Source organism: Terrabacter koreensis, from assembly GCF_054783315.1.
Genome location: NZ_BAAGQU010000004.1, coordinates 1,849,071 through 1,868,777, shown reverse-complemented (window position 1 = coordinate 1,868,777; position 19,707 = coordinate 1,849,071). Strand labels below are relative to the sequence as shown.

The following is a 19,707-nucleotide window of genomic DNA, read 5'->3' as shown; positions in this document are numbered from 1 at the left end:
CCGAGGTCACACCGTGAGGATGGCGTTGACCGGCCGGTCCGCGAGCCGGTCGCGCCCGTCGAGGAAGCCGAGCTCGATGACGAACTCGAGCGCGCTCACCTCGGCGCCGCCGCGCTCGATGAGCTCGCAGGCTGCCGCCGCCGTGCCTCCGGTCGCGAGCACGTCGTCGATGAGCAGCACGCGGGCCCCCGGGGCGAAGGCGTCGGCCTGCACCTCGACCTCGGCCGTGCCGTACTCGAGCGAGTACGCGGAGGCGATGGTGTCGCCGGGGAGCTTGCCGGCCTTGCGGATCGGCACGAACCCGATACCCAGGGCGAGGGCCACCGGCGCCCCGAAGATGAAGCCGCGGGCCTCGATGCCCGCGACGACGTCGACCTGACCGGCGTAGCGCCGAGCGACGTCCTCGACGAGCGACCTGAAGGCCGCGCCGTCGGACAGGAGGGGGGCGATGTCCTTGAAGACGACGCCGGGCTTCGGGAAGTCGGGCACGTCACGGACCCGTGCGGCCACGAGGTCACTGGTCTGGCTCACGCCGTCTCCTGCTGGGGTGTCGGGAGCTGAGGTGCGTACGGGTGGCCCGCGGGGCGGGCCACCCGTGTCAGCGGCGGGACTTGGGGGCGCGCTTGGGCTGGTTGCGCGGGCCCGCGGCCTGGGCGTACTTGTGCACGGGCCGCGGAGCGCCCTCGGGCAGACCGGTCGGCGCCGCAGCCCCGGTGGAGTCGGAGACGACGGAGACGGGCTCGCCCGTGGCGTCCGCGACGTCGACCGCGTCGACAGCCTCGGTCCTGGAGCCGTGCCGGGCGGCGTACTTGTCGAGCTGGCGGATGGCCGGCTCGTTGCGTCGCAGGTCGACGAGCAGCGGCGTGGCGATGAAGATCGAGGAGTAGGCCCCGACGCCGATACCGATGAAGAGCGCGAGCGAGAGGTCGAGCAGCGTGCCGGGCCCGAGGAGCGTGAAGCCGACGACGAGGACCGCGGCGATCGGCAGCAGCGCGACGACCGTCGTGTTGATCGAACGGACCAGCGTCTGGTTGACGGCGAGGTTGGCGGCCGCCGAGTAGGTCATCCGCTTGGTGCGGAACGCCTCGGCGGTGTTCTCGCGCACCTTGTCGAAGACGACGACGGTGTCGTAGAGCGAGTAGCCGAGGATCGTCAGGAAGCCGATCATCGACGACGGCGTGATCTCGAACCCGAACAGAGCGTAGATGCCCACCGTGATGACGAGGTCGTGCAGCAGCGCCACCAGACCTGCGACGGCCATCTTCCACGTGCGGAAGTACAGCGCCATGACGATGGTCACGAGGATGAGGAAGACGATGAGGCCCTGGATCGCCTGTTGGCTCACCGACTGCCCCCAGCTGGGACCGATGAGCGAGGCGCTCACCGAGCTCGTGGGCACCCCGAACTCCTTGGCCAGCGCGGCCGACGCCTCGTCGGTGCGCTCGGAGGCGGCCTCGGACTGGACGCGGACCGTGTTCTGGCCGATGACCGTCGAGACGACGTTGCCCTGGATGCCGGCGTTGCCGATCGCGTCCTGGGCCTTCTGCTCGTAGTCCTGGCTGTTCGTCACGCCCTGCACGCGGAACTCGGAGCCACCGCTGAACTCGATGCCGAAGTTGAGGTGCTTGACGAAGATGCCGACGAGGGCGAGGGCGATGAGCACGGCCGAGACCGCGTACCAGGTCTTCTGGCGCTTGATGAACTCGATCGAGCGCTTGCCGGTGTAGAGGTCGTTGCCGACCTGAGCGAAGTTGATCATGCCTGGGCCTTCCCCTCGGCGACGCGGGCCGAGCCGACGGTGGCGGGCGGGCGCTGGGCGCCGGCCGACCCGAACTGACCGCGGCCGCGGTAACGGAGAGTCTCCTTGGCGCCGAGGCGCTGCGGGTCGAGACCCGACCACTTGTGGCCCCCGCCGAAGAACTTCGTGCGGGCGAGCAGCTGCACCGTCGGGTGGGTGAAGAGCATGACGACCGCGAGGTCGATGAGCGTCGTCAGGCCGAGGGTGAAGGCGAAGCCGCGCACGTTGCTCGAGGCGAGGAAGTAGAGCACGCCGGCCGCGATGAAGTTCACGGCGTCGGCCGCGATGATCGTGCGCCGGGCGCGCTTCCAGCCAGTCTCGACGGCGGCGACGAGCGGGCGCCCGTCGCGCACCTCGTCGCGGATGCGCTCGAAGTAGACGATGAAGCTGTCGGCCGTGACGCCGATCGCGACGATGAGGCCGGTGACGCCGGCCATCGTCAGGCGGAATCCGTGCGTCGTGCCCAGCACCGTGACCGCGAGGTAGGTGATGATCGACGCCACGGCGAGCGAGGCGACGGTGACGAACCCGAGGGCGCGGTACTGGAACAGCGAGTAGACGACGACGAGCAGCAGACCCACGAAACCGGCGAGAAGACCGATGCGCAGCTGCTCCTCACCGAGCTGGGGGGTGATGTTGTCCTGCGTCTGCAGCGCGAACGAGATGGGCAGGGCGCCGAACTTGAGCTGCTCGGCGAGCTGCTTGGCCGAGTCGATGGTGAACGAGCCGGTGATCGAGGCACGACCGTCGGAGATGACGGCGCGGGCCTGCGGCGCGGTGATGACGCTCTTGTCGAGCACGACGGCGAACTGGTCGAGCGGCGGCTCGGACTGCAGGCCGTAGAGACGCTTCGTCACGGCGGCGAACTTGGCCTTGCCGCTGTCCTTGAACGACAGGGCGACCTCGACGATGGAGGTGGGCTGGCCGTTCGGGCCGGGCTGGTAGCCGCTGCTCGCGTCGGCGATCTCGCTGCCGTTGATCTCGCTCGGGCCGAGGACGTACTTCGTGGTGCGGTCGTCGCCGCAGGTCGCGATCGGCTGGTCGGGGTCGTCGACGATCTTGTCGACGGCGCCCGGCGTGGAGCAGTTGAGCGCCGAGTACTGCTTGGCGACCTTGGTGGCGGCCTCGTCGGCCTTCGCCTGGGGCCAGCCGATGCCGGTGAGGCCCTTGACGGCCTGTGCCTTCACAGCGGCCTCGGTCTGCGCCTGCGTGGGCGCGGCCGGGGCCGTCGTCGCGGCAGGCGCCGGCGTGGTGGGCTTCGCGGTGGCCGTGCCAGTGGGGGTGGCCGGCGTCGTGGCGGCACGCAGCGCGTCGGGCACGACGCCGTTCTGGGCGGTCACGGAGGTCGACGGGGTCGCGGTGCCGGTGGCCGACGGCTTGCCCGACGCCGGCGTGGTGGCCGTGCCGGAGGGCGTCGGCGTGCCGGTTGCGCCGCCACCCGGGTTGACCTGGGTGGCGTTGGTGTCGAGGGCCTGGACGTACACGGCGCGGAATCGCAGCTGGGACGGCTTGCGGATGGCGTCGAGCTGCTCGGGCGACGGGGAGCCCGGGATCGAGACGACGATGTTCTGGCCGCCCTGGGTGGCGATCTCGGCCTCGGACACGCCGTTGGCGTCGATGCGCTGGCGGATGATGTCGACGGCGCGGTTGACCTGGCCCTCGTTGATCTTCTCCGTGCCGACGAGGACGGGCTGGAGCACGAGCTCCGTGCCGCCCTCGAGGTCGAGACCCAGACGCGGGGTCGTCGAGCCGCCACCCCAGACGGTGAGGCCGCCGACGAGTCCGCCGAGGCCGAGGATGACGACGATCAGCGCCAGGAGGCTGCGTCTCGCCGACTTCTTGGTGGAGCTGCGTGCCACGAAAGCCTCACTGACCGTTCTGCTGCGGACCCGGAGCGTCGTCCGGCACCGAGTCGTTGCCGTGCGTGGTCGGGTTGTCGGCCGTGGTCGGCGCTGCCGAGACCCCATCGGCCTGCTTCATCGCGACGGCGCGGCGGTCGAACCGGACCGTGGTGCCCTCGGCGATCTCGAGCCACGCGGTGGTGTCGTCGAGGTGCTTGATCGTGCCGTAGACACCCGAGGAGGTGACGACGTGGTCGCCGACGTTGAGCGACGAGCTGAACTCGCGCATCTGCTTCATCCGCTTGTTCTGGGTAAAGAACAGCCAGCCCAGCAGCAGCAGGGGCAGCGCGAAAATCAGCAACGAGAAGGCCCCGTTGTTGTTCATGTCAGCTCAGTCCTTCGTGTCTTCGTCGGTGGTGGCGCACGGTTCGACCCTTCGGTTCGGGTCGGGTCTCGCGTCAACGACCGGGAGCACCGGATGGTGCCGCGGCAGCGGCGATGGTGCCCGCAGGAGTCTACGTGCGCCGGTGCAGTTTGTCAGACCGACTCAGGGCCTCGCGACGCAAGCCTGTGTCACGTTTTGATCGCGCTCGGCACGCGGCGAGCGCGACCCGTCACGAGTCGAAGCGGCCCCCGCCGGACTCCTCGATGGGGAGGGTCGCAGACCACAGCGACTGCGCGTCGATCGGAGGCTTGAGGCCGAGGTGCTCCCAGGCGAGCGTCGAGGCAGCGCGGCCGCGGGGCGTACGCACCATGAAGCCCTCGCGCACGAGGTAGGGCTCAGCGACCGTCTCCACGGTGTCGGGCTCCTCCCCCACGGCCACCGCGAGCGTGGACAGGCCGACCGGGCCGCCGTTGAATCGCCGGCAGAGCGCCTCGAGGACCGCCCGGTCGAGGCGGTCGAGCCCGCGCTCGTCGACGTCGAAGAGCGCGAGGGCCTGGCGGGCGGCGGAGTGGGTGACCCGACCGTCGCCGTGCACCTGTGCCCAGTCACGCACGCGCCGCAGGAGGCGGTTGGCGATACGCGGGGTGCCGCGCGAGCGAAGCGAGATCTCGCGGATGCCGTCGTCGTCGGCGTCGAGACCGAGCAGGCGGGCCGAGCGGTGCAGGATCGTGACGAGGTCGGCGGCCGTGTAGTAGTCGAGGTGGCCGGTGAAGCCGAACCGGTCGCGCAGCGGCGCCGGCAGCAGACCCGCTCGGGTCGTGGCGCCCACGACGGTGAACGGCGGCAGCTCGAGCGGAATGGCCGTGGCGCCCGGCCCCTTGCCGATGATGACGTCGACGCGGAAGTCCTCCATCGCGAGGTAGAGCATCTCCTCGGCGGAGCGTGACATGCGGTGGATCTCGTCGAGGAAGAGCACCTCGCCCTCGGCGAGCGACGACAGCACCGATGCGAGGTCGCCGGCATGCTGGATCGCCGGACCCGACGTGATGCGGATCGGCTGCTCGAGCTCGCTCGCCACGATCATGGCGAGTGTCGTCTTGCCGAGGCCGGGCGGTCCGGAGAGGAGGACGTGGTCGGGAGGGGTGCCGCGGCGGCGGGCCGCCTTGAGGACCAGGCCGAGCTGCTCGCGCACGCGCGGCTGCCCGGGGAAGTCGTCGAGCCGCTTGGGCCGCAGCGCCGCCTCGACCTGGCGCTCGTCGGTGTCGCTGCCGGCGTCGACGATGCGCGCGGTCGCGTCGTAGCCGTCGTGCCACACGTCGGAGGCCTTGTCGTAACCCACCGAGCGGTCGACACTCATCGGCCGAGCTCCTGCAGGGCGGCCCGCAGCAGCGCGGAGACACCCGCACCGTCGGCAGCCAGGGGCGCGACCTTGTCGAGCGCGTCATCGGCCTGGCGGGCGGTCCAGCCGAGCCCGACGAGGGCCTCGCCCACCTGCTCGCGCCATGCCTCGCCGGTGTCGAGGTGGACGGGCTCGGCCGACCCACCGGTGCCTGGCAGGGCACCGAGCTTGTCCTTGAGCTCGAGCACCATGCGCTCGGCGCCCTTCTTGCCGATGCCGGGCACCTTGGTCAGCGCCACGAGGTCACCCGTGCCGAGGGCGACGCGCACCGCGTCGGGCGTGTGCACGGCGAGGACCGCCAACGCCAGCCGCGGGCCGACGCCCGAGACGGTCTGCACCGTCTCGAAGACGTGCTTCTCGTCGTCGGTGGCGAAGCCGTAGAGGGTCAGCGAGTCCTCGCGCACGACGAGGCTCGTGGCCAGCTCGGTGGGCTGCCCGAGCCGCACCGACGTGGCTGTGGCGGGCGTCGTGTGCACGAGCATGCCGACGCCGCCGACGCCGACCACGACGGAGTCGAGGCCGACCTTGAGGACGGTGCCGGAGAGGGAGGCGATCATCGGGGCTGGGCTCCAGGGATGTTTCGGGTCGGCCGCGCGACGCGGGCGGACCGGGTGGGCTGGCTGGCGAGGGACCGGAGACGCCGCTCGGCCGGTGCCGCGGACGCCGGGACACGACGCGGTATGCCGCTCCCCCGGGTGCCGGTGCGCGCGGCCTGCTCGAGTGCGGCCTCCTCGAGGCGGTTCTGGGTGCCTCCGCGCCAGACGTGGCAGATCGCGAGCGCCAGGGCGTCGGCCGCGTCGGCGGGTTTCGGCGGCGTGGCGAGGCCGAGCAGCCGTGTCACCATCGTGGTGACCTGGGCCTTGTCGGCACGGCCGCTGCCGCTCACTGCGGCCTTGACCTCGGTGGGCGTGTGGAGCGTGACCGGCAGGCCGCGCCGCTCGGCGAGCATCATGACGATGCCCGTCACCTGGGCGGTGCCCATGACCGTCGAGACGTTGGTGTCGGCGAAGACCCGCTCGATGGCCACCGCCTCGGGCCGGTGTCGCTCGAACCACAGCCGCATCTCGTCCTCGACGGCGACGAGGCGCCTCGGGGTGGGGTCGGCCGACGGCGTGCGGATGACGCCGACCTCGACGAGCGCGAGGCGCCGGCCCGGCACCCCGTCGACGACGCCCACGCCACAGCGGGTGAGGCCTGGGTCGACCGCGAGGACGCGCACGGCATACCTCCTGGGTCAGTGGACGGGCGACAGGGATCCGAACAGGTGTTCGGGACAACGCTAACCGCCCTCCCCCGAAAGGACGGGAGGCACGCCGGTCACCGGCGTGCCTCCGCACCTGGGTCGATCGTCGAGCCCGGCTCATTCCTCTTCGTCGAGCTGGGCCAGCACGTCGTCGGGGATGTCGCCGTTGGCGAAGACGTTCTGCACGTCGTCGCTGTCCTCGAGCGCCTCGATGACGCGGATCATCTTCTTCGCGCCGTCGAGGTCGAGCGGCACCTGCAGGTTGGGCACGAACGACGCCTCGGCCGACTCGTAGTCGATGCCGGCGTCCTGGATCGCCTTGCGCACCGCGACGAAGTCGGTGGCCTCGGAGATGATCTCCCAGGTGTCGCCGTTGTCGTTGACCTCCTCGGCACCGGCCTCGAGCACGACCTCGAGGATGTCGTCCTCGGAGCCGGCCTCCTTGAGCACCGTCACGACGCCCTTGCGGTTGAAGACGTAGGACACCGAGCCCGGGTCGGCCAGCTGGCCGCCGTTGCGGGTCAGCGCGGTGCGCACCTCTGCAGCGGCCCGGTTGCGGTTGTCGGTGAGGCACTCGATGAGCACCGCGACGCCGTTGGGCGCGTAGCCCTCGTACATGATCGTCTGCCAGTCGGCCGCGCCCGCCTCGGCACCCGACGCGCGCTTGACGGCACGGTCGATGTTGTCGTTGGGCACCGACGTCTTCTTCGCCTTCTGGATGGCGTCGTAGAGCGTGGGGTTGCCGGCGGGGTCAGCGCCGCCCTGACGGGCCGCGACCTCGATGTTCTTGATGAGCTTGGCGAAGAGCTTGCCGCGCTTGGCGTCCTTGGCAGCCTTCTGGTGCTTCGTGGTGGCCCATTTGGAGTGGCCGCTCATGCAGTGTCCTCGCGTTCCGGTGACTGGCTGGCACCGGACTGCTGGAGTCGGTGCGCTCTGACGATCGAGACGAACTCGGCGTGGATCCGGCGGTCGCCACCCACCTCGGGGTGGAACGACGTGGCCATCAGGTTGCCCTGCCGGACCGCGACGATCCTACCGGCGGCAGCGCCCTCGCTCACGCGGGCGAGCACCTGCACGTCGGGTCCGGCCTCCTCGACCCACGGGGCGCGGATGAAGACGGCGTGCACGGTGCCCTCGTTCGAGTCGTCGGTCCACGCGTACTCGAGGTCCTGCTCGAACGAGTCCACCTGGCGTCCGAAGGCGTTGCGGCGCACCGTGACGTCGAGGCCGCCCAGGGTCTGCTGGTCGGGCCGGGCGTCGACGATGCGGTCGGCGAGCATGATCATGCCGGCGCACGAACCGTAGGCGGGCATGCCCTCGGCGATGCGCCGCAGCAACGGTTCGCGCAGCTCGAAGGCGCGCACGAGCTTGTCCATCACGGTCGACTCTCCGCCGGGGATGACGAGCCCGTCGACCTGCTCGACCTCTGACGGTCGGCGCACGGTCACGGCCTCCGCGCCCAGTGCGGTGAGGGCGGCCAGGTGCTCGCGCACGTCGCCCTGCACGGCGAGGACGCCGATGCGCACGGGCTCGGCCGGCGCGGGGGCGGCGGCGGCGGGGGCGGCGGCGACGGTCTCGTGCGTCTCGCCGGTCTCGCCCGTCGTGGTGGTCGTGGTGGTCGGGGTGCTCACGGCACCAAGCGTAGGGCGGGCGGTAGAGCCGCCCGGCGCCGGCCCGGCGCCGCCACCGCACGACGGCGGGCGACGAACCGTCTGGGATGCGAGACGGCTGTGCCGTCCTCCCTGACATCGCGACGACGCCACCGGCTACGTTGCGGCCATGACGACCGTGCACACCCACGACGCCCTGATCGCCCGCGCCGAGCAGGCCGACGCCGAGTCGCCGCTGCGTGGGACGCGTGACCTCTTCGACCTGCCCGACGGCGTCATCTACCTCGACGGCAACTCCCTGGGCGCCCTCCCCCGCGCCGTGCCGGCCGTCGTCGACGACGTCATGCACCGGCAGTGGGGCGAGCGGCTCATCCGGTCGTGGAACGAGTCCGACTGGTGGGGTGCGCAGACGCGCGTCGGCGACGCGGTGGGCCGGCTCGTCGGTGCGGCGCGGGGCCAGGTCGTCGTCACGGACTCGACGTCGGTCAACCTCTTCAAGGCGGTCGTCGGCGCCGCGCGGCTGCGCCCCGGCCGACGTGTGGTGCTCACCGACCCCGACTCCTTTCCCACCGACCTCTACATCACCGAGTCGGCCGCCGCCCTTGCGGGCCTCGAGGTGCGTCGTGTGAACCCGCGCGACGCCGTGGCGGCCATCGCAGAGGTCGGTGACGCGCTGGCGCTCGCGTCGTACTCGAGCGTCGACTACCGCACCGGCGAGCTGTGGGACCTGCGCGCCGTCACCGAGGCGGCCCACGCCGTCGGGGCACTGGCGTGCTGGGACCTCTGCCACTCCGCCGGGGTGCTCGACGTCGACCTCGACGCCGGCGGTGCGGACCTCGCCGTCGGCTGCGGCTACAAGTACCTCAACGGCGGCCCGGGTGCGCCGGCGTTCATCTACGTCGCGCGGCGCCACCAGGACGCCTTCGAGCAGCCGCTCACCGGCTGGAACGGGCACGCGCGCCCCTTCGACATGGCACCCGACTACGCGCCGGCCCCGGGCATCACCCGCGCCCGAGTCGGCACGCCGCCCCTGCTGTCGGTGCTCGCCCTCGAGGCCGCGCTGACGGCGTACGACGGCCTCTCCCCCGCCGACGTGCGCGCCGCATCGCTCGCCGTGACCGGCACCTTCATCGACGCGCTCGACGGGCTGGGAGTCGACCTGCCACTGGCTACCCCGCGCGACCCGGCCCGGCGCGGCTCGCAGGTCTCGCTGCGCCACCCCCAGGCGTTCGCCGTGGTGCAGGCGCTCATCGCCAGGGGCGTCATCGGCGACTTCCGCGAGCCCGACATCATCCGGCTCGGCTTCGCGCCGCTCTACGTGACCCACGCCGACGCCGTCCGCGCCGCCGTGCACGTGAAGGAGGTGCTGGAGGGCCGCGAGTACGAGCGTCCCGAGTTCGCCGAGCGCGGCGCCGTCACCTGAGCGGTCGTCGGCGAGCCGCGTGCACGAGCACGTCGACGTTGTCGCTCCACTGCTCCACGGAGCCGACGCCGCGAGGCAGTGCCCGCACGACCGGGTCGGTGATGCTCGCCTCGAGCAGGTCCACGACGGCGGCGCGCACCCCGCGGTAGGGCCTGCCCCAGAAAGGCTCGACCGGGTCGTCGACGGACGGCAGCCCGACCCCGCCCTGCACCCTGGCCAGCAGACGGAGCGCGTCGACGAGCCCTGACTCGCGCTCGCGCCAGCCGCCGGAGGACAGAGCCGCCTGCAGTGACGCGGCCGCCGTCCCCGCAACCGGCAGCTGGGCGAAGCTCGTGCCGAGCCACTTGGCGTAGGGCGGCCACCGACGCTCCAGCAGGTGCCCGAGGTGCATCGCGACCCCCGCGAGCCGTGCGGCCACGACCCGCGAGCCGAGGTCGTCTCCCCGCTCCCCCGCGCGCCCGACGAAGGGCAGCTCCTGGGCGAGCCGGGCCCAGCCCGTCGCGACCACGTGGCGCCACACGTCGTCGGGATACCAGGCGAGCCGTCGACGTATGCCGTCCAGCTCGCCCACGTCGTCGGCGAAGACCTCACCGCCGGTGACCTCGAGGACGGCCTGGCCCGTGAGCGACAGCCAGTCGCTCACGTCGAGGTCGCGGGTGGGGTCGACGCCGAGGCGCGAGACCGCGAGGTCACGGGCGGTCTGCACCTGGACCCGGTGCCGCACGACCGGGTCCCACGTCGTCGCGAAGCGCACCGGGTGCCCCGCGAAGGTGGCGGGAAGGACCTCGGCCAGGTGGGCGTCGATCTCGGCGACGGACCCTGCTGGGACCAGCAGGTTGAGGCGAAGCCCCCAGTCGTGGTCGCGGGACATCGCGTCGTCCAGTCCGAGGACGTCGGAGCCACTCCCGAGGCGTGCTGAAGCGCACGGCAGACCGGGCCACCGACCGCGGACGAGCGGCTCCACGACCTGCTCGAAGTACGTGCGCGACAGCTCGGTACCGGTGAGGTCCACGGTGTCGATCCTGTCAGCCACTGCCCCCGCAACACACCCGGAAGCGGTCAGATCGGGCCGGTTGCAGCACGGACCGGTTGCCCGTTGCCGGGTGTGTTGCGGAGGGACCCGGGGGTGTCAGGATCGGGGTCCAGGACGACGTGTGCCGCCGCGCCCGGTGGGGCACGGCGGCATCCGTCAGCGGTGGGCGCGGGAAGGGCGCCGGGTCACCAGCCCCGCTCGGAGAGGCGGTGCGGCTGGGCGATCTCGTCGACGTTGATGCCGACCATCGCCTCACCGAGACCGCGGGAGACCTTGGCGATGACGTCGGGGTCGTCGTGGAAGGTCGTCGCCTTGACGATGGCCTCGGCGCGCTGGGCCGGGTTGCCCGACTTGAAGATGCCGGAGCCGACGAAGACGCCCTCGGCGCCGAGCTGCATCATCATCGCGGCGTCGGCCGGAGTGGCGATGCCGCCGGCGGTGAAGAGCACGACGGGCAGCTTGCCGGCCTCGGCGACCTCCTTGACGAGCTCGTAGGGGGCCTGCAGCTCCTTGGCCGCGACGTAGAGCTCGTCCTCGGGGAGGTTCTGCAGGCGGCGGATCTCCTGGCGGATCTGGCGCATGTGCGTCGTCGCGTTGGAGACGTCGCCGGTGCCGGCCTCACCCTTGGAGCGGATCATCGCCGCGCCCTCGGTGATGCGGCGCAGGGCCTCACCGAGGTTCGTCGCCCCACAGACGAAGGGCACGGTGAACTGCCACTTGTCGATGTGGTTCGCGTAGTCGGCCGGGGTGAGCACCTCGGACTCGTCGATGTAGTCGACGCCGAGGCTCTGGAGGACCTGCGCCTCGACGAAGTGGCCGATGCGGGCCTTGGCCATGACGGGGATCGAGACGGCCTCGATGATGCCGTCGATCATGTCGGGGTCGCTCATGCGCGACACGCCGCCCTGGGCGCGGATGTCGGCGGGGACGCGCTCGAGGGCCATGACGGCGACGGCGCCGGCGTCCTCGGCGATCTTCGCCTGCTCGGGCGTGACGACGTCCATGATGACGCCGCCCTTGAGCATCTCGGCCATGCCGCGCTTGACGCGCGTCGTGCCCTTCGAGCTCGTGGACTGCTGGTCAGCCGCGGGCGTGCTGCCCGTGGTCGGGGTGGTGCTCACGATGTCCTGCTTTCCCGTGATCTTGGGCTGGGGATGCACACAGGGTAGGCCCACGCGGGCACGCCCGACGACACGGTCCACCCGCGGCTGCGCCACGGCCGTCGGCACTGTGACGCAGGTCGCTCCGTCGCCGACGGGGTCAGGCGACGGCGAGGTGCTCCGGGGCCTCGTCGTTGAACTCGACGGTGTGCGGCAGGGGTGTGTAGCCGGCCAGGTGGAACGCCCGGATCGTCCACTTGCGCCGGACCCGGCGCACGTCGGTGACAGCGTCGTTGTGGAAGCGGCGCGCGAGCTGCACGCGGGTGCAAGCCGAGCTGAGCCGGGCCAGCACGTCGGTGCCGAGGGCGGTCGACCTCAGGTCGGCGACGGCCTCGGGCGTCAGGGCGAGGTCGAGCGCCTCGGTGAGGTCGTTCTCGGCGAGCTCGCGGGCGTTCCCGTGCTCGGCCGGTGCCTCGAGCGAGCCGGCCGCGGCGTTGGCGAGGATGAGGGACGTGGCCCCGTCGAGCAGGCCGCTGTTCGCGAGCTCGACCGCGGCCTCGGCCCGGCGCACGAGCCGTGCGTCGAGGGCCGCGAGGGTGCCGCTCAGGCGCACGTGCAGCCGGTCGAGCCGCGCCGCCGTGTACGTCAGGTACCACGCGATGACGACGAGGACGAAGAGGACCGCGAAGACCCACGAGAGGACCTCGCTCACCGGGCACCCCCGCGCAGGAAGCGGTTCCAGCGACCCTGCGGATGGGTGGCCGCCGCGCGCCCCTCGATGACGGTCTCGTAGACGGCGAGGATCTTGTCGGCCACGACCGACCAGTCGAAGATGCGGGCGCGTTGCTGGCCGGCCTCGGCCAGGGTCGCGCGCCGCTCTGGGCTGCGCAGCAGGTCGACGAGCGTGCGGGCCAGGTCATCCGGCTGCTCGTTGGCGAACATCGCACCCGCGGTGCCGCCGTCGAGCACCCTGGAGAAGGCCGCGAGGTCGCTCGCCAGCACGCACGCCCCTGCGCTCATGGCCTCGATGAGGATGATCCCGAAGCTCTCTCCTCCAGTGTTCGGCGCGACGTAGACGTCGACGGACGCGAGCAGCGAGGCCTTGTCGTCGTCGGAGACCGCGCCGAGGAAGTCGCACGCGGCGACGACATCGGGCGGCCAGCCCTCGGTGACCTCCTCGGGGTCGCCGGGACCGGCGACGAGCACCCGCAGTCCGGGGACGGCTCGGAGCACCTCGGGCAACGCGGCCGCGAGCACCGGCAGACCCTTGCGCGGCTCCCCCATCCGGCCGAGGAAGGCGATGGTCGGCGCCGCCGGGGTGCCGATCCACTCCGAGCGCCGCGGCGCGGAGGCGAACCGGTCGACGTACACCCCGTTGGGGATGACGACGGCGTCGCCGCCCACGTGCGTCGTCACGGTGCGGCGCGCGTCCTCGCTGACGGCGATGCGTCCCGCGATCTTCTCCAGGCTCGGCCTGATGATCGGGTAGGCCGTCTGCATCGTCCGCGACCGCAGCATCGAGGTGTGGAAGGTCGCGACGATCGGGCCGTCGGCGGCCATCAGGGCCAGCACGCTGACGCTGGGCGTCACGGGCTCGTGCAGGTGGAGCACGTCGAACTCGCCCTGGTCGATCCAGCGCCCGACCTTCGAGGCCGTGACGGGCCCGAAGTTGAGGCGGGCGACCGAGCCGTTGTAGCGCACCGCCGTGGCCCGGCCGGCGGACGTGACGTAGTCGGGCAGCTCGGTGTCGCTGTCGGCCGGGGCGAGCACGGAGACCTCGTGGCCCTGGCCGATGAGGTGCTCGGCGAGGTCGCGCACGTGGAACTGCACCCCTCCCGGCACATCGAAGGAGTACGGGCAGACGATGCCGATCCTCATGGCGTGGCCTTCGTGGGCTCGGCCGGCTGGGAGGCGTTCACGGGGTCCTCGGGGGCTGCACGGCTGTCGAGGTCGTCGACGAAGACCCGCTGCAGCATGTGCCAGCTCGACGTGTGCTCGCGGATCGTCAGGGCGAGGTGGTCGGCGCACTGCTGGATGAGGTCGGCCGCCCGGGCCGCCGTCGGCCCCTCGACCCGAGGCACGAGGCGGTCGCTGAACTCGATGACGGTGCGGTGGCCGCCGAGGCCCTCGCCGCGGGGGGCCGGCTCGTACCAGATGCGGGCGGCGTAGAGCGGGGCGCCGGTCATGAGCGAGAGCACCGCCGGCCCCTTGGCCATGCGGGCCCGGTGGCCGAGCAGGTCGACCTCGACGCCGCCGTTGGTGAGGTCGCGGTCGGAGGCGAGGGCGATGAGGCGGCCGCCGCCGCGTGCGGCCGTGAGCAGCCCCTGGAAGGGGTCGTCGCCGCCGGTGAGCGGGATGATGTCCATGTCGATCGACCGCCGGAAGGCGACGAACTCCTGGTAGACCTCCTCGGGCTTCAGCCGCTCGGCCACTGTCGTCACCGGCATGAGGTTGCCCGCCGACCAGGCTGCCGCGAGGTCGAAGTTGCCGAGGTGACCGACGAACACGACGGCGGCCTCGCCGCGCGCGGAGAGCTCGGCGACCTCCTCGGAGCGCCGGACGACGACGGCGCGGTCGATCTGCTCGCGCCTCAGCGACGGCAGGCGGAAGGCCTCGCAGTAGTAGCGCATGTAGGAGCGCATCCCGGCAGCCACGAGCTGGTCGAGCTCACGCTCCCCCAGCTCGGGGCGGACGCGGCGGTAGTTCGAGCGCAGCCGCTCGATCCCCTTGCCACCCCGTCGGACGGCGAGGTCGGCCACGCGGTCGAAGAGGGCGTATGCCGCCCACTCGGGGAGGGCGCGTACGGCCGACCAGCCGAGTTTGAAGCCGAGGACGCTGACCGTGTCGGTGGCCCGGCGCACGACGGAGGTCACGTGCTGACCTCGCCCGAGGCGAGGGCCTGACGGCGCACGGTGACCATGCGCTGGAGCACCGTGACGAAGCTGGCGACGGCGAGGAGGCCGAGGACGACACCGAGCAGCAGCGTCGAGTTCAGCACGTCGGCGAAGAACGCCGCGACGAGGACGGCCACGAGCCGGTCGGCGCGCTCGGCGATGCCCACGTCGGCCGTGTAGCCGAGTCCCTCGGCACGCGCCTTCGCGTAGGACACGACGCTGCCGAGGATGAGGCACGCGAGCGCGAGCCCGGCCATCCAGAAGTTGTCCCCGGGGCCGGCGTAGTAGAGCACGAGGCCGCCGAAGATCGCGCTGTCGCCGATGCGGTCCAGCGTCGAGTCGAGGTAGGCGCCCCACTTGCTGGAGCGCCCGGACTCGCGCGCCATGATGCCGTCGACGTTGTCGGAGAAGACGAACGCCGTGATGACGAGCACGCCGATCCAGATGTCGCCGCGCGGGAAGAAGGCGAGCGCTCCCACGCAGACTCCGACCGTTCCGACGATCGTGACGACGTCGGGGCTGATGCCGAGGCGGAGGAACAGGTGGGCGATCGGTGCGAGGATCCGGGTCATCGACGCGCGCAGGAGTCTGTTGAGCATGGTGGTGACAGCGTAACGACCGGGGCTCAGCCGGCGGGCCACGCGGCGACGAGGCGAGACCGGGTGTCCTCGAGCAGAACGGGCAGGGCCTTGGTCTGCCCGACGATCGGCAGGAAGTTCGAGTCGCCGCTCCAGCGGGGCACGACGTGCTGGTGCAGGTGCGCCGCGACCCCGGCGCCGGCGACGGCGCCCTGGTTCATGCCGAGGTTGAAGCCGTGCGGCTCGGAGGCGCCCTGGAGCGCGCGGATGGCCCGCTTCGTCAGGGCGGTGAACTCCGTCGTCTCCTCGTCGGTCAGGTCCACGTAGAGCGACACGTGGCGGTACGGGCAGACGAGCACGTGCCCGGGGTTGTACGGGAAGAGGTTCATCACGACGTAGCAGTGCTCGCCGCGGTGGACGATCAGCCCCTCCGCGTCGGGCTTCTGCGGCGCGGAGCAGAAGGGGCAGCCGTGGCCGGCCGCCTCGGTCGGCTTGTCGCCGAGGATGTAGGCCATCCGGTGCGGCGTCCAGAGGCGCTGGAAGCCGTCCTCGACGTGGGCGAAGTCCTCGGCCGCCTCGGGCGCGCTCCCCTGCTCCGTCATGGTCCTCGATCCTAGGGCGGTGGCGTCCGGGAACGTGAGCGGCCCCGCGGTCTCACACACCGCAGGGCCGACACCCATTGAACCGCGTCAGGGGCTCCAGCCGAAAATCGACACGCGTCGGGACGCAGATCAGCCCCGCGGGTGTGAGATCCGCGGGGCCGAGTGCCGTGGGCGCGCCGGATCGCTGCCGGTGGCGCCGTGAGAGAGGTGAAGGCCCGGGAAGTATGAGTTCCCGGGCCTTCGATTCTGTCTCACCGAAGTGAGTCAGAAACCTTTCCGCCGAAGCGGATTGGTAACTCCTTTCTAGACCACGATCCCGCTGCTGACAAGGGTTTCCGGAAGATTTCTCGGTCTTGCCCCAGGTGCACGCGTGTACCTGGGGTCCGGCGTGCCCACGCCGGACGACGTCTGGCCCGGGTGAGAGTCCGGCTCACGCTCGCCGTGCCGGTCAGCCGAGCGTGACGGCGTACACCTCGAAGCGGTCGTCGCCGGGCAGCGTGATCGACTGGAGCTGCCTACCCGGGTCCGCGACCACGGTCGTGCCGAACAGCTGCACCGGAGGGCCGTCCACCCCGGAACCGCCCTTGATGCGGTGGTCCATGGCGATCGCGACCCGGTTGCCGTTGTGGCCGCTGCCGGCCGCCCAGTCGGTGAGCGAGATCGGCACGGACTGCACGCTGCCGTCGGTGTAGGTCAGGCGCAGGGCCGTCGACACGTCGCCGTTGTGCGTCGAGCCGATGACGTGCACCGCGCTCCGGCTCGCGGCGGGCACGAGGATGGTCTGCCCTCGGCCCTCGACGAAGTTCGGCGTCGTCCCGGACGTCACCGGTGCGGCATACGTCACGCCGTTCCAGTCCCACGTCGTGCCGGCCGGCAGCAGCGCGGCGTCGTAGCTCCACCCGCTGCCGTCGAAGTTGCCCTCGCTCGGCGAGGCCACCGTGGCTGTTCCGTCATGGTTGCGCGCCGGCGCCAGGTCCACGGCGCAGCCAGGGGCTCCCGCGACGCAGTCGAGCGCTTCCTGCAGCTGCACGGTGACGACCTTCGTCACCGGGTCGACCCCCGGCGCCGAGGCCGTCACGCGGACCTCGTGCGAGCCGACACCGAGGCCCGCGGGCAGCTTCAGCGTGACGGGCACCGAGCTGCTCGCCGGCACGCCGTCGCTGTGCAGGACGACCGCCCCGTCACCGCTCGAACCCACGGCGGCCGACCAGCCCTGCGGCGCTGCAACGTCCACCTGGACCGGCAGGCTCTTGGGCGCCTGCCCCACGAGGTCGACAGAGAGGCGGGCCTCACGGGCTCCGGTCGGCACGACGACCGGGTTGGGGCGCACCGTCATCGACAGCGACAGCCGCGGGTCACGGCTCGCCTGCACCGCCGAGGGCGGGACGTCTGCGGGGGTCGTGCCCCAGCGGCTGGGCGTCGTGCCCACGGTGTGGGCAAGCGTGCCGCCCCGACGGAGCGCGTCCCAGCCGACCCAGCTCTTCGTGCTCTTCGCGCCGTTGACCGTCAGGGTCTGGACGTAGCGCCGGTCGTCCGAGACGCCGGGGGCCGTGATCGTGAGCGACCCGCCCTGGCCGGTGCGCACCGAGGCAGGCGTGGCCACGTCGATGTCCACCCGCTCGAACTGCGGCGAGCTGACGACGAAGTAGTTCGCCCCGCTCATCGTCGGGTAGAGGCCCCACGAGGAGAAGACGTACCAGGCGCTCATCGTGCCGAGGTCGTCGTTGCCGGTCATGCCGTCGGCGCCGTCGGTGAAGAGCGTGAACGCGGCGCGGGCCATGGTCGCGATCTTCGCCGGCTGCTGCACCCACGCGTACGTGTAGGGCGCGAGCAGGTCGGGCTCGTTGTTCGGGTTGTACGTCGGCTTGCTGTAGTAGGCGTAGGTCGCCTCGATCCAGTCGGTACGGGCGGTGCCCGCCGGGTCGGCGAGCAGCTCGTCGTAGGCGAAGAAGTCGTCAAGGCGCTTCTCGGTCGTGGCGCGACCGCCCATCAGCTCGACGAGACCGGCCGGGTCCTGCGGGGCGAGCCACTGGTACTGGTACGAGCCGCCCTCGTGGAAGGCGTGCGAGGCCTCGACGGGGTCGTACGGGTCGAGCCACGTGCCGTCGGCCAGCCGCGGGCGGAAGGTCTGCGTGCCGGCGTCCCAGAGGTTGCGATACCAGCCGCTGCGCTCGGTCAGCATCGACGCGTCGGCCGGGTGCCCGAGCGCCTTGGCCATGATCGCCAGTGAGGCATCGGCGGCCGCGTACTCCATGGTGGCGGAGGCCGGGTGGGCGCAGTCGTTGTCGCCGCCGTGCGACACGCAGTCGGTGCCGACCTTCAGCCCGAAGGGGATGTAGCCGAGCTTCTCGTACCAGTGCTGGCCGGAGCGACCGTTGTACTGGCTGTCGGCCGGCGGCCGTTCGGTCGCGTTCTGCTTGAGCAGCGCGTACGCCTCGTCCTCGTGCCCGGCGAGGAAGCCTTTGCTCCAGCCCTCGACGAGGAACGGCGTCACAGGGTCGCCGGTCATGATGTTGGTCTCGCTGTTGACCAGGGCCCAGCGGGGCAGCCAGCCGCCCTCACGGCCGATGGCGAGCACCGACAGGTACGAGTCACGGGCGACGTCGGGGGCCAGCACCTCGAGCAGCTGGTTCTGGGGCCGGTAGGTGTCCCACAGCGAGAAGTTCTGCCGGGGCGTGTAGCCGTCGGCCACGTGGGTCCTGCCGTCCCAGCCGTGGTACTTCCCGTCGACGTCCGACGCGAGGTTGGGGTGCATGAGCGAGTGGTAGAGCGCCGTGTAGTAGGCGGTCCGGCGCTCGTCGGATCCGCCGGTGATGCGGGCGTGCCCGAGCTGCTCCTCCCACCGCTGGGTGAGGGCGGCACGCGTCGCGTCGAAGTCGAAGCCGGTGCCGGTCTCCTTCGCGAGGTTGGCCCGGGCGCCGTCGGCCCCGGTGTAGCTGAGGCCGACCTTCATCGTCACGGAGGTCGTGCCGGTCGGGAAGGTGACGGCGGCCCCGTTTCCGCCGTTCGTCGTGGACGCGTCACGGGCGCCGGCGGTGAGCGTCGAGCCGCTCCACGTGCCGAACGACGCGAACGGCTTGTCGAACTCGGCGCGGAACCAGACCGTGTGCTCGTCCTTGCCGGCGCAGAAGTTGCCGTCGTGGATGCGTCCCTCGACGACGCGGTCGCCGACGACGTGCACCTCGGAGTCGAAGCCCCGCATGTTGGCCTTGCCGGTGTTGAGCAGCACGTTGGCTGCCTTGTCGGCCGGGAAGGTGAACCGCTGCCAGCCGGTGCGGTCGGTGGCGGTCAGCTCGGCCTCCACCCCGTAGGTCGGCAGGCCCACGCGGTAGTAGCCGGGACTGGCCTCCTCGTCGGAGTGCGAGTAGCTCGACGCATAGCGCGCCGCGTCGACCGTGGTGACGGCGCCGCTCGTCGGCATGATCGGCAGCTCGCCGACCACCGGGCAGCCGACACCCGACAGGTGCGTCTGGCTGAAGCCGTAGATCGACGTCTGCGAGTAGTCGTAGCCGCCCTCTCCCCCGGTGTCCGGGCTGACCTGGACCATCCCGAAGGGCGCGCTGGCGCCGGGGAACGTGTTCCCGTTGTCCTGCGTGCCGATGAACGGGTTGACGGACTCGACGAGGGGCTCGGCCGCCGCGGCCGTCGGGGGTGCGCCCGACGGCAGCACGGGCCCGAGGGCGGTGGCTGCGAGGACGACGGTGCCGAGCGATCTGAGCACGATGCGCATGGGGGGGCGTTCCTTCACGGGACGGACGACGGTGTCGTGCCCGAGCCTCGTGAGGTGCCGCATGTCCGGCA

18 protein-coding genes are annotated in these 19,707 nt (G+C 71.7%); 1 reads left to right on the top strand and 17 read right to left on the bottom strand.

The annotated features are described in order from the left end of the window. Positions 1–6: 6 nt before the first annotated feature. The 9 genes from ACYVNR_RS11475 to pdxT form a co-directional block, all read right to left on the bottom strand. Positions 7–531 carry an adenine phosphoribosyltransferase gene (locus ACYVNR_RS11475; RefSeq protein ID WP_461048180.1) on the bottom strand — a complete coding sequence of 175 codons (525 nt, stop codon included), beginning with the start codon at positions 529–531 and terminating at the stop codon, positions 7–9. Positions 532–598: 67 nt separating this feature from the next. Then, a complete protein-coding gene (gene secF, locus ACYVNR_RS11470; protein ID WP_461048179.1) occupies positions 599–1,759 on the bottom strand; it encodes a protein translocase subunit SecF in 1,161 nt (386 codons plus the stop codon). Next, entirely contained in the window at positions 1,756–3,657 is a 1,902-nt protein-coding gene (gene secD / locus ACYVNR_RS11465) for a protein translocase subunit SecD (RefSeq protein WP_461048178.1), read from the bottom strand. Before secD ends, secF begins: the two co-directional genes overlap by 4 nt. Before the next feature lie 7 nt (positions 3,658–3,664). After that, a complete protein-coding gene (yajC, locus tag ACYVNR_RS11460) occupies positions 3,665–4,024 on the bottom strand; it encodes a preprotein translocase subunit YajC (RefSeq protein WP_045187940.1) in 360 nt (119 codons plus the stop codon). Positions 4,025–4,253: 229 nt separating this feature from the next. Further along, positions 4,254–5,381, bottom strand: coding sequence for a Holliday junction branch migration DNA helicase RuvB (gene ruvB / locus ACYVNR_RS11455; protein ID WP_461048177.1), 1,128 nt, complete (start codon positions 5,379–5,381; stop codon positions 4,254–4,256). Continuing rightward, positions 5,378–5,980, bottom strand: coding sequence for a Holliday junction branch migration protein RuvA (gene ruvA, locus ACYVNR_RS11450; RefSeq protein ID WP_458801919.1), 603 nt, complete (start codon positions 5,978–5,980; stop codon positions 5,378–5,380). Before ruvA ends, ruvB begins: the two co-directional genes overlap by 4 nt. Further along, a complete protein-coding gene (ruvC, locus tag ACYVNR_RS11445) occupies positions 5,977–6,642 on the bottom strand; it encodes a crossover junction endodeoxyribonuclease RuvC (RefSeq protein ID WP_461048176.1) in 666 nt (221 codons plus the stop codon). Before ruvC ends, ruvA begins: the two co-directional genes overlap by 4 nt. A 141-nt stretch (positions 6,643–6,783) precedes the next feature. Then, complete coding sequence (locus ACYVNR_RS11440; protein ID WP_045187931.1) at positions 6,784–7,542, bottom strand: YebC/PmpR family DNA-binding transcriptional regulator; 759 nt, start codon at positions 7,540–7,542, stop codon at positions 6,784–6,786. Beyond that, the gene (gene pdxT / locus ACYVNR_RS11435) at positions 7,539–8,192 is read right to left on the bottom strand and encodes a pyridoxal 5'-phosphate synthase glutaminase subunit PdxT (RefSeq protein WP_045188225.1); all 654 of its coding nucleotides are present in this window, start codon (positions 8,190–8,192) and stop codon (positions 7,539–7,541) included. The genes ACYVNR_RS11440 and pdxT overlap by 4 nt, the downstream gene beginning before the upstream one ends. A gap of 253 nt (positions 8,193–8,445) precedes the next feature. Between pdxT and kynU the strand changes: the two genes are divergently transcribed. Beyond that, positions 8,446–9,699, top strand: coding sequence for a kynureninase (kynU, locus tag ACYVNR_RS11430; protein WP_461048175.1), 1,254 nt, complete (start codon positions 8,446–8,448; stop codon positions 9,697–9,699). Here the strand turns inward: kynU and ACYVNR_RS11425 are convergent. From ACYVNR_RS11425 to ACYVNR_RS11390, 8 genes are all read right to left on the bottom strand, one after another. Continuing rightward, a complete protein-coding gene (locus ACYVNR_RS11425) occupies positions 9,692–10,711 on the bottom strand; it encodes a DUF4037 domain-containing protein (RefSeq protein ID WP_461048174.1) in 1,020 nt (339 codons plus the stop codon). The two genes, kynU and ACYVNR_RS11425, sit on opposite strands and share 8 nt — an antisense overlap. 206 nt (positions 10,712–10,917) lie before the next feature. Beyond that, positions 10,918–11,853, bottom strand: coding sequence for a pyridoxal 5'-phosphate synthase lyase subunit PdxS (gene pdxS, locus ACYVNR_RS11420; RefSeq protein ID WP_045188224.1), 936 nt, complete (start codon positions 11,851–11,853; stop codon positions 10,918–10,920). 139 nt (positions 11,854–11,992) lie between these two features. Continuing rightward, entirely contained in the window at positions 11,993–12,544 is a 552-nt protein-coding gene (locus ACYVNR_RS11415; RefSeq protein ID WP_045187924.1) for a LemA family protein, read from the bottom strand. Continuing rightward, on the bottom strand, positions 12,541–13,710 hold the full coding sequence (locus ACYVNR_RS11410) for a glycosyltransferase family 4 protein (RefSeq protein ID WP_461048172.1): 1,170 nt from the start codon (positions 13,708–13,710) through the stop codon (positions 12,541–12,543). Before ACYVNR_RS11410 ends, ACYVNR_RS11415 begins: the two co-directional genes overlap by 4 nt. Next, positions 13,707–14,705, bottom strand: coding sequence for a phosphatidylinositol mannoside acyltransferase (locus tag ACYVNR_RS11405; RefSeq protein WP_461048171.1), 999 nt, complete (start codon positions 14,703–14,705; stop codon positions 13,707–13,709). Before ACYVNR_RS11405 ends, ACYVNR_RS11410 begins: the two co-directional genes overlap by 4 nt. Next, positions 14,702–15,325 (bottom strand): phosphatidylinositol phosphate synthase, encoded by a 624-nt coding sequence (gene pgsA / locus ACYVNR_RS11400; RefSeq protein ID WP_461048170.1) that lies wholly within the window; start codon positions 15,323–15,325, stop codon positions 14,702–14,704. Before pgsA ends, ACYVNR_RS11405 begins: the two co-directional genes overlap by 4 nt. Positions 15,326–15,351: 26 nt before the next feature. Beyond that, positions 15,352–15,906 (bottom strand): HIT family protein, encoded by a 555-nt coding sequence (locus ACYVNR_RS11395; RefSeq protein WP_045187918.1) that lies wholly within the window; start codon positions 15,904–15,906, stop codon positions 15,352–15,354. Positions 15,907–16,354: 448 nt separating this feature from the next. Continuing rightward, positions 16,355–19,636, bottom strand: a complete 3,282-nt coding sequence (locus ACYVNR_RS11390) for a GH92 family glycosyl hydrolase (protein WP_461048168.1) — start codon at positions 19,634–19,636, stop codon at positions 16,355–16,357. Positions 19,637–19,707 lie beyond the last annotated feature (71 nt).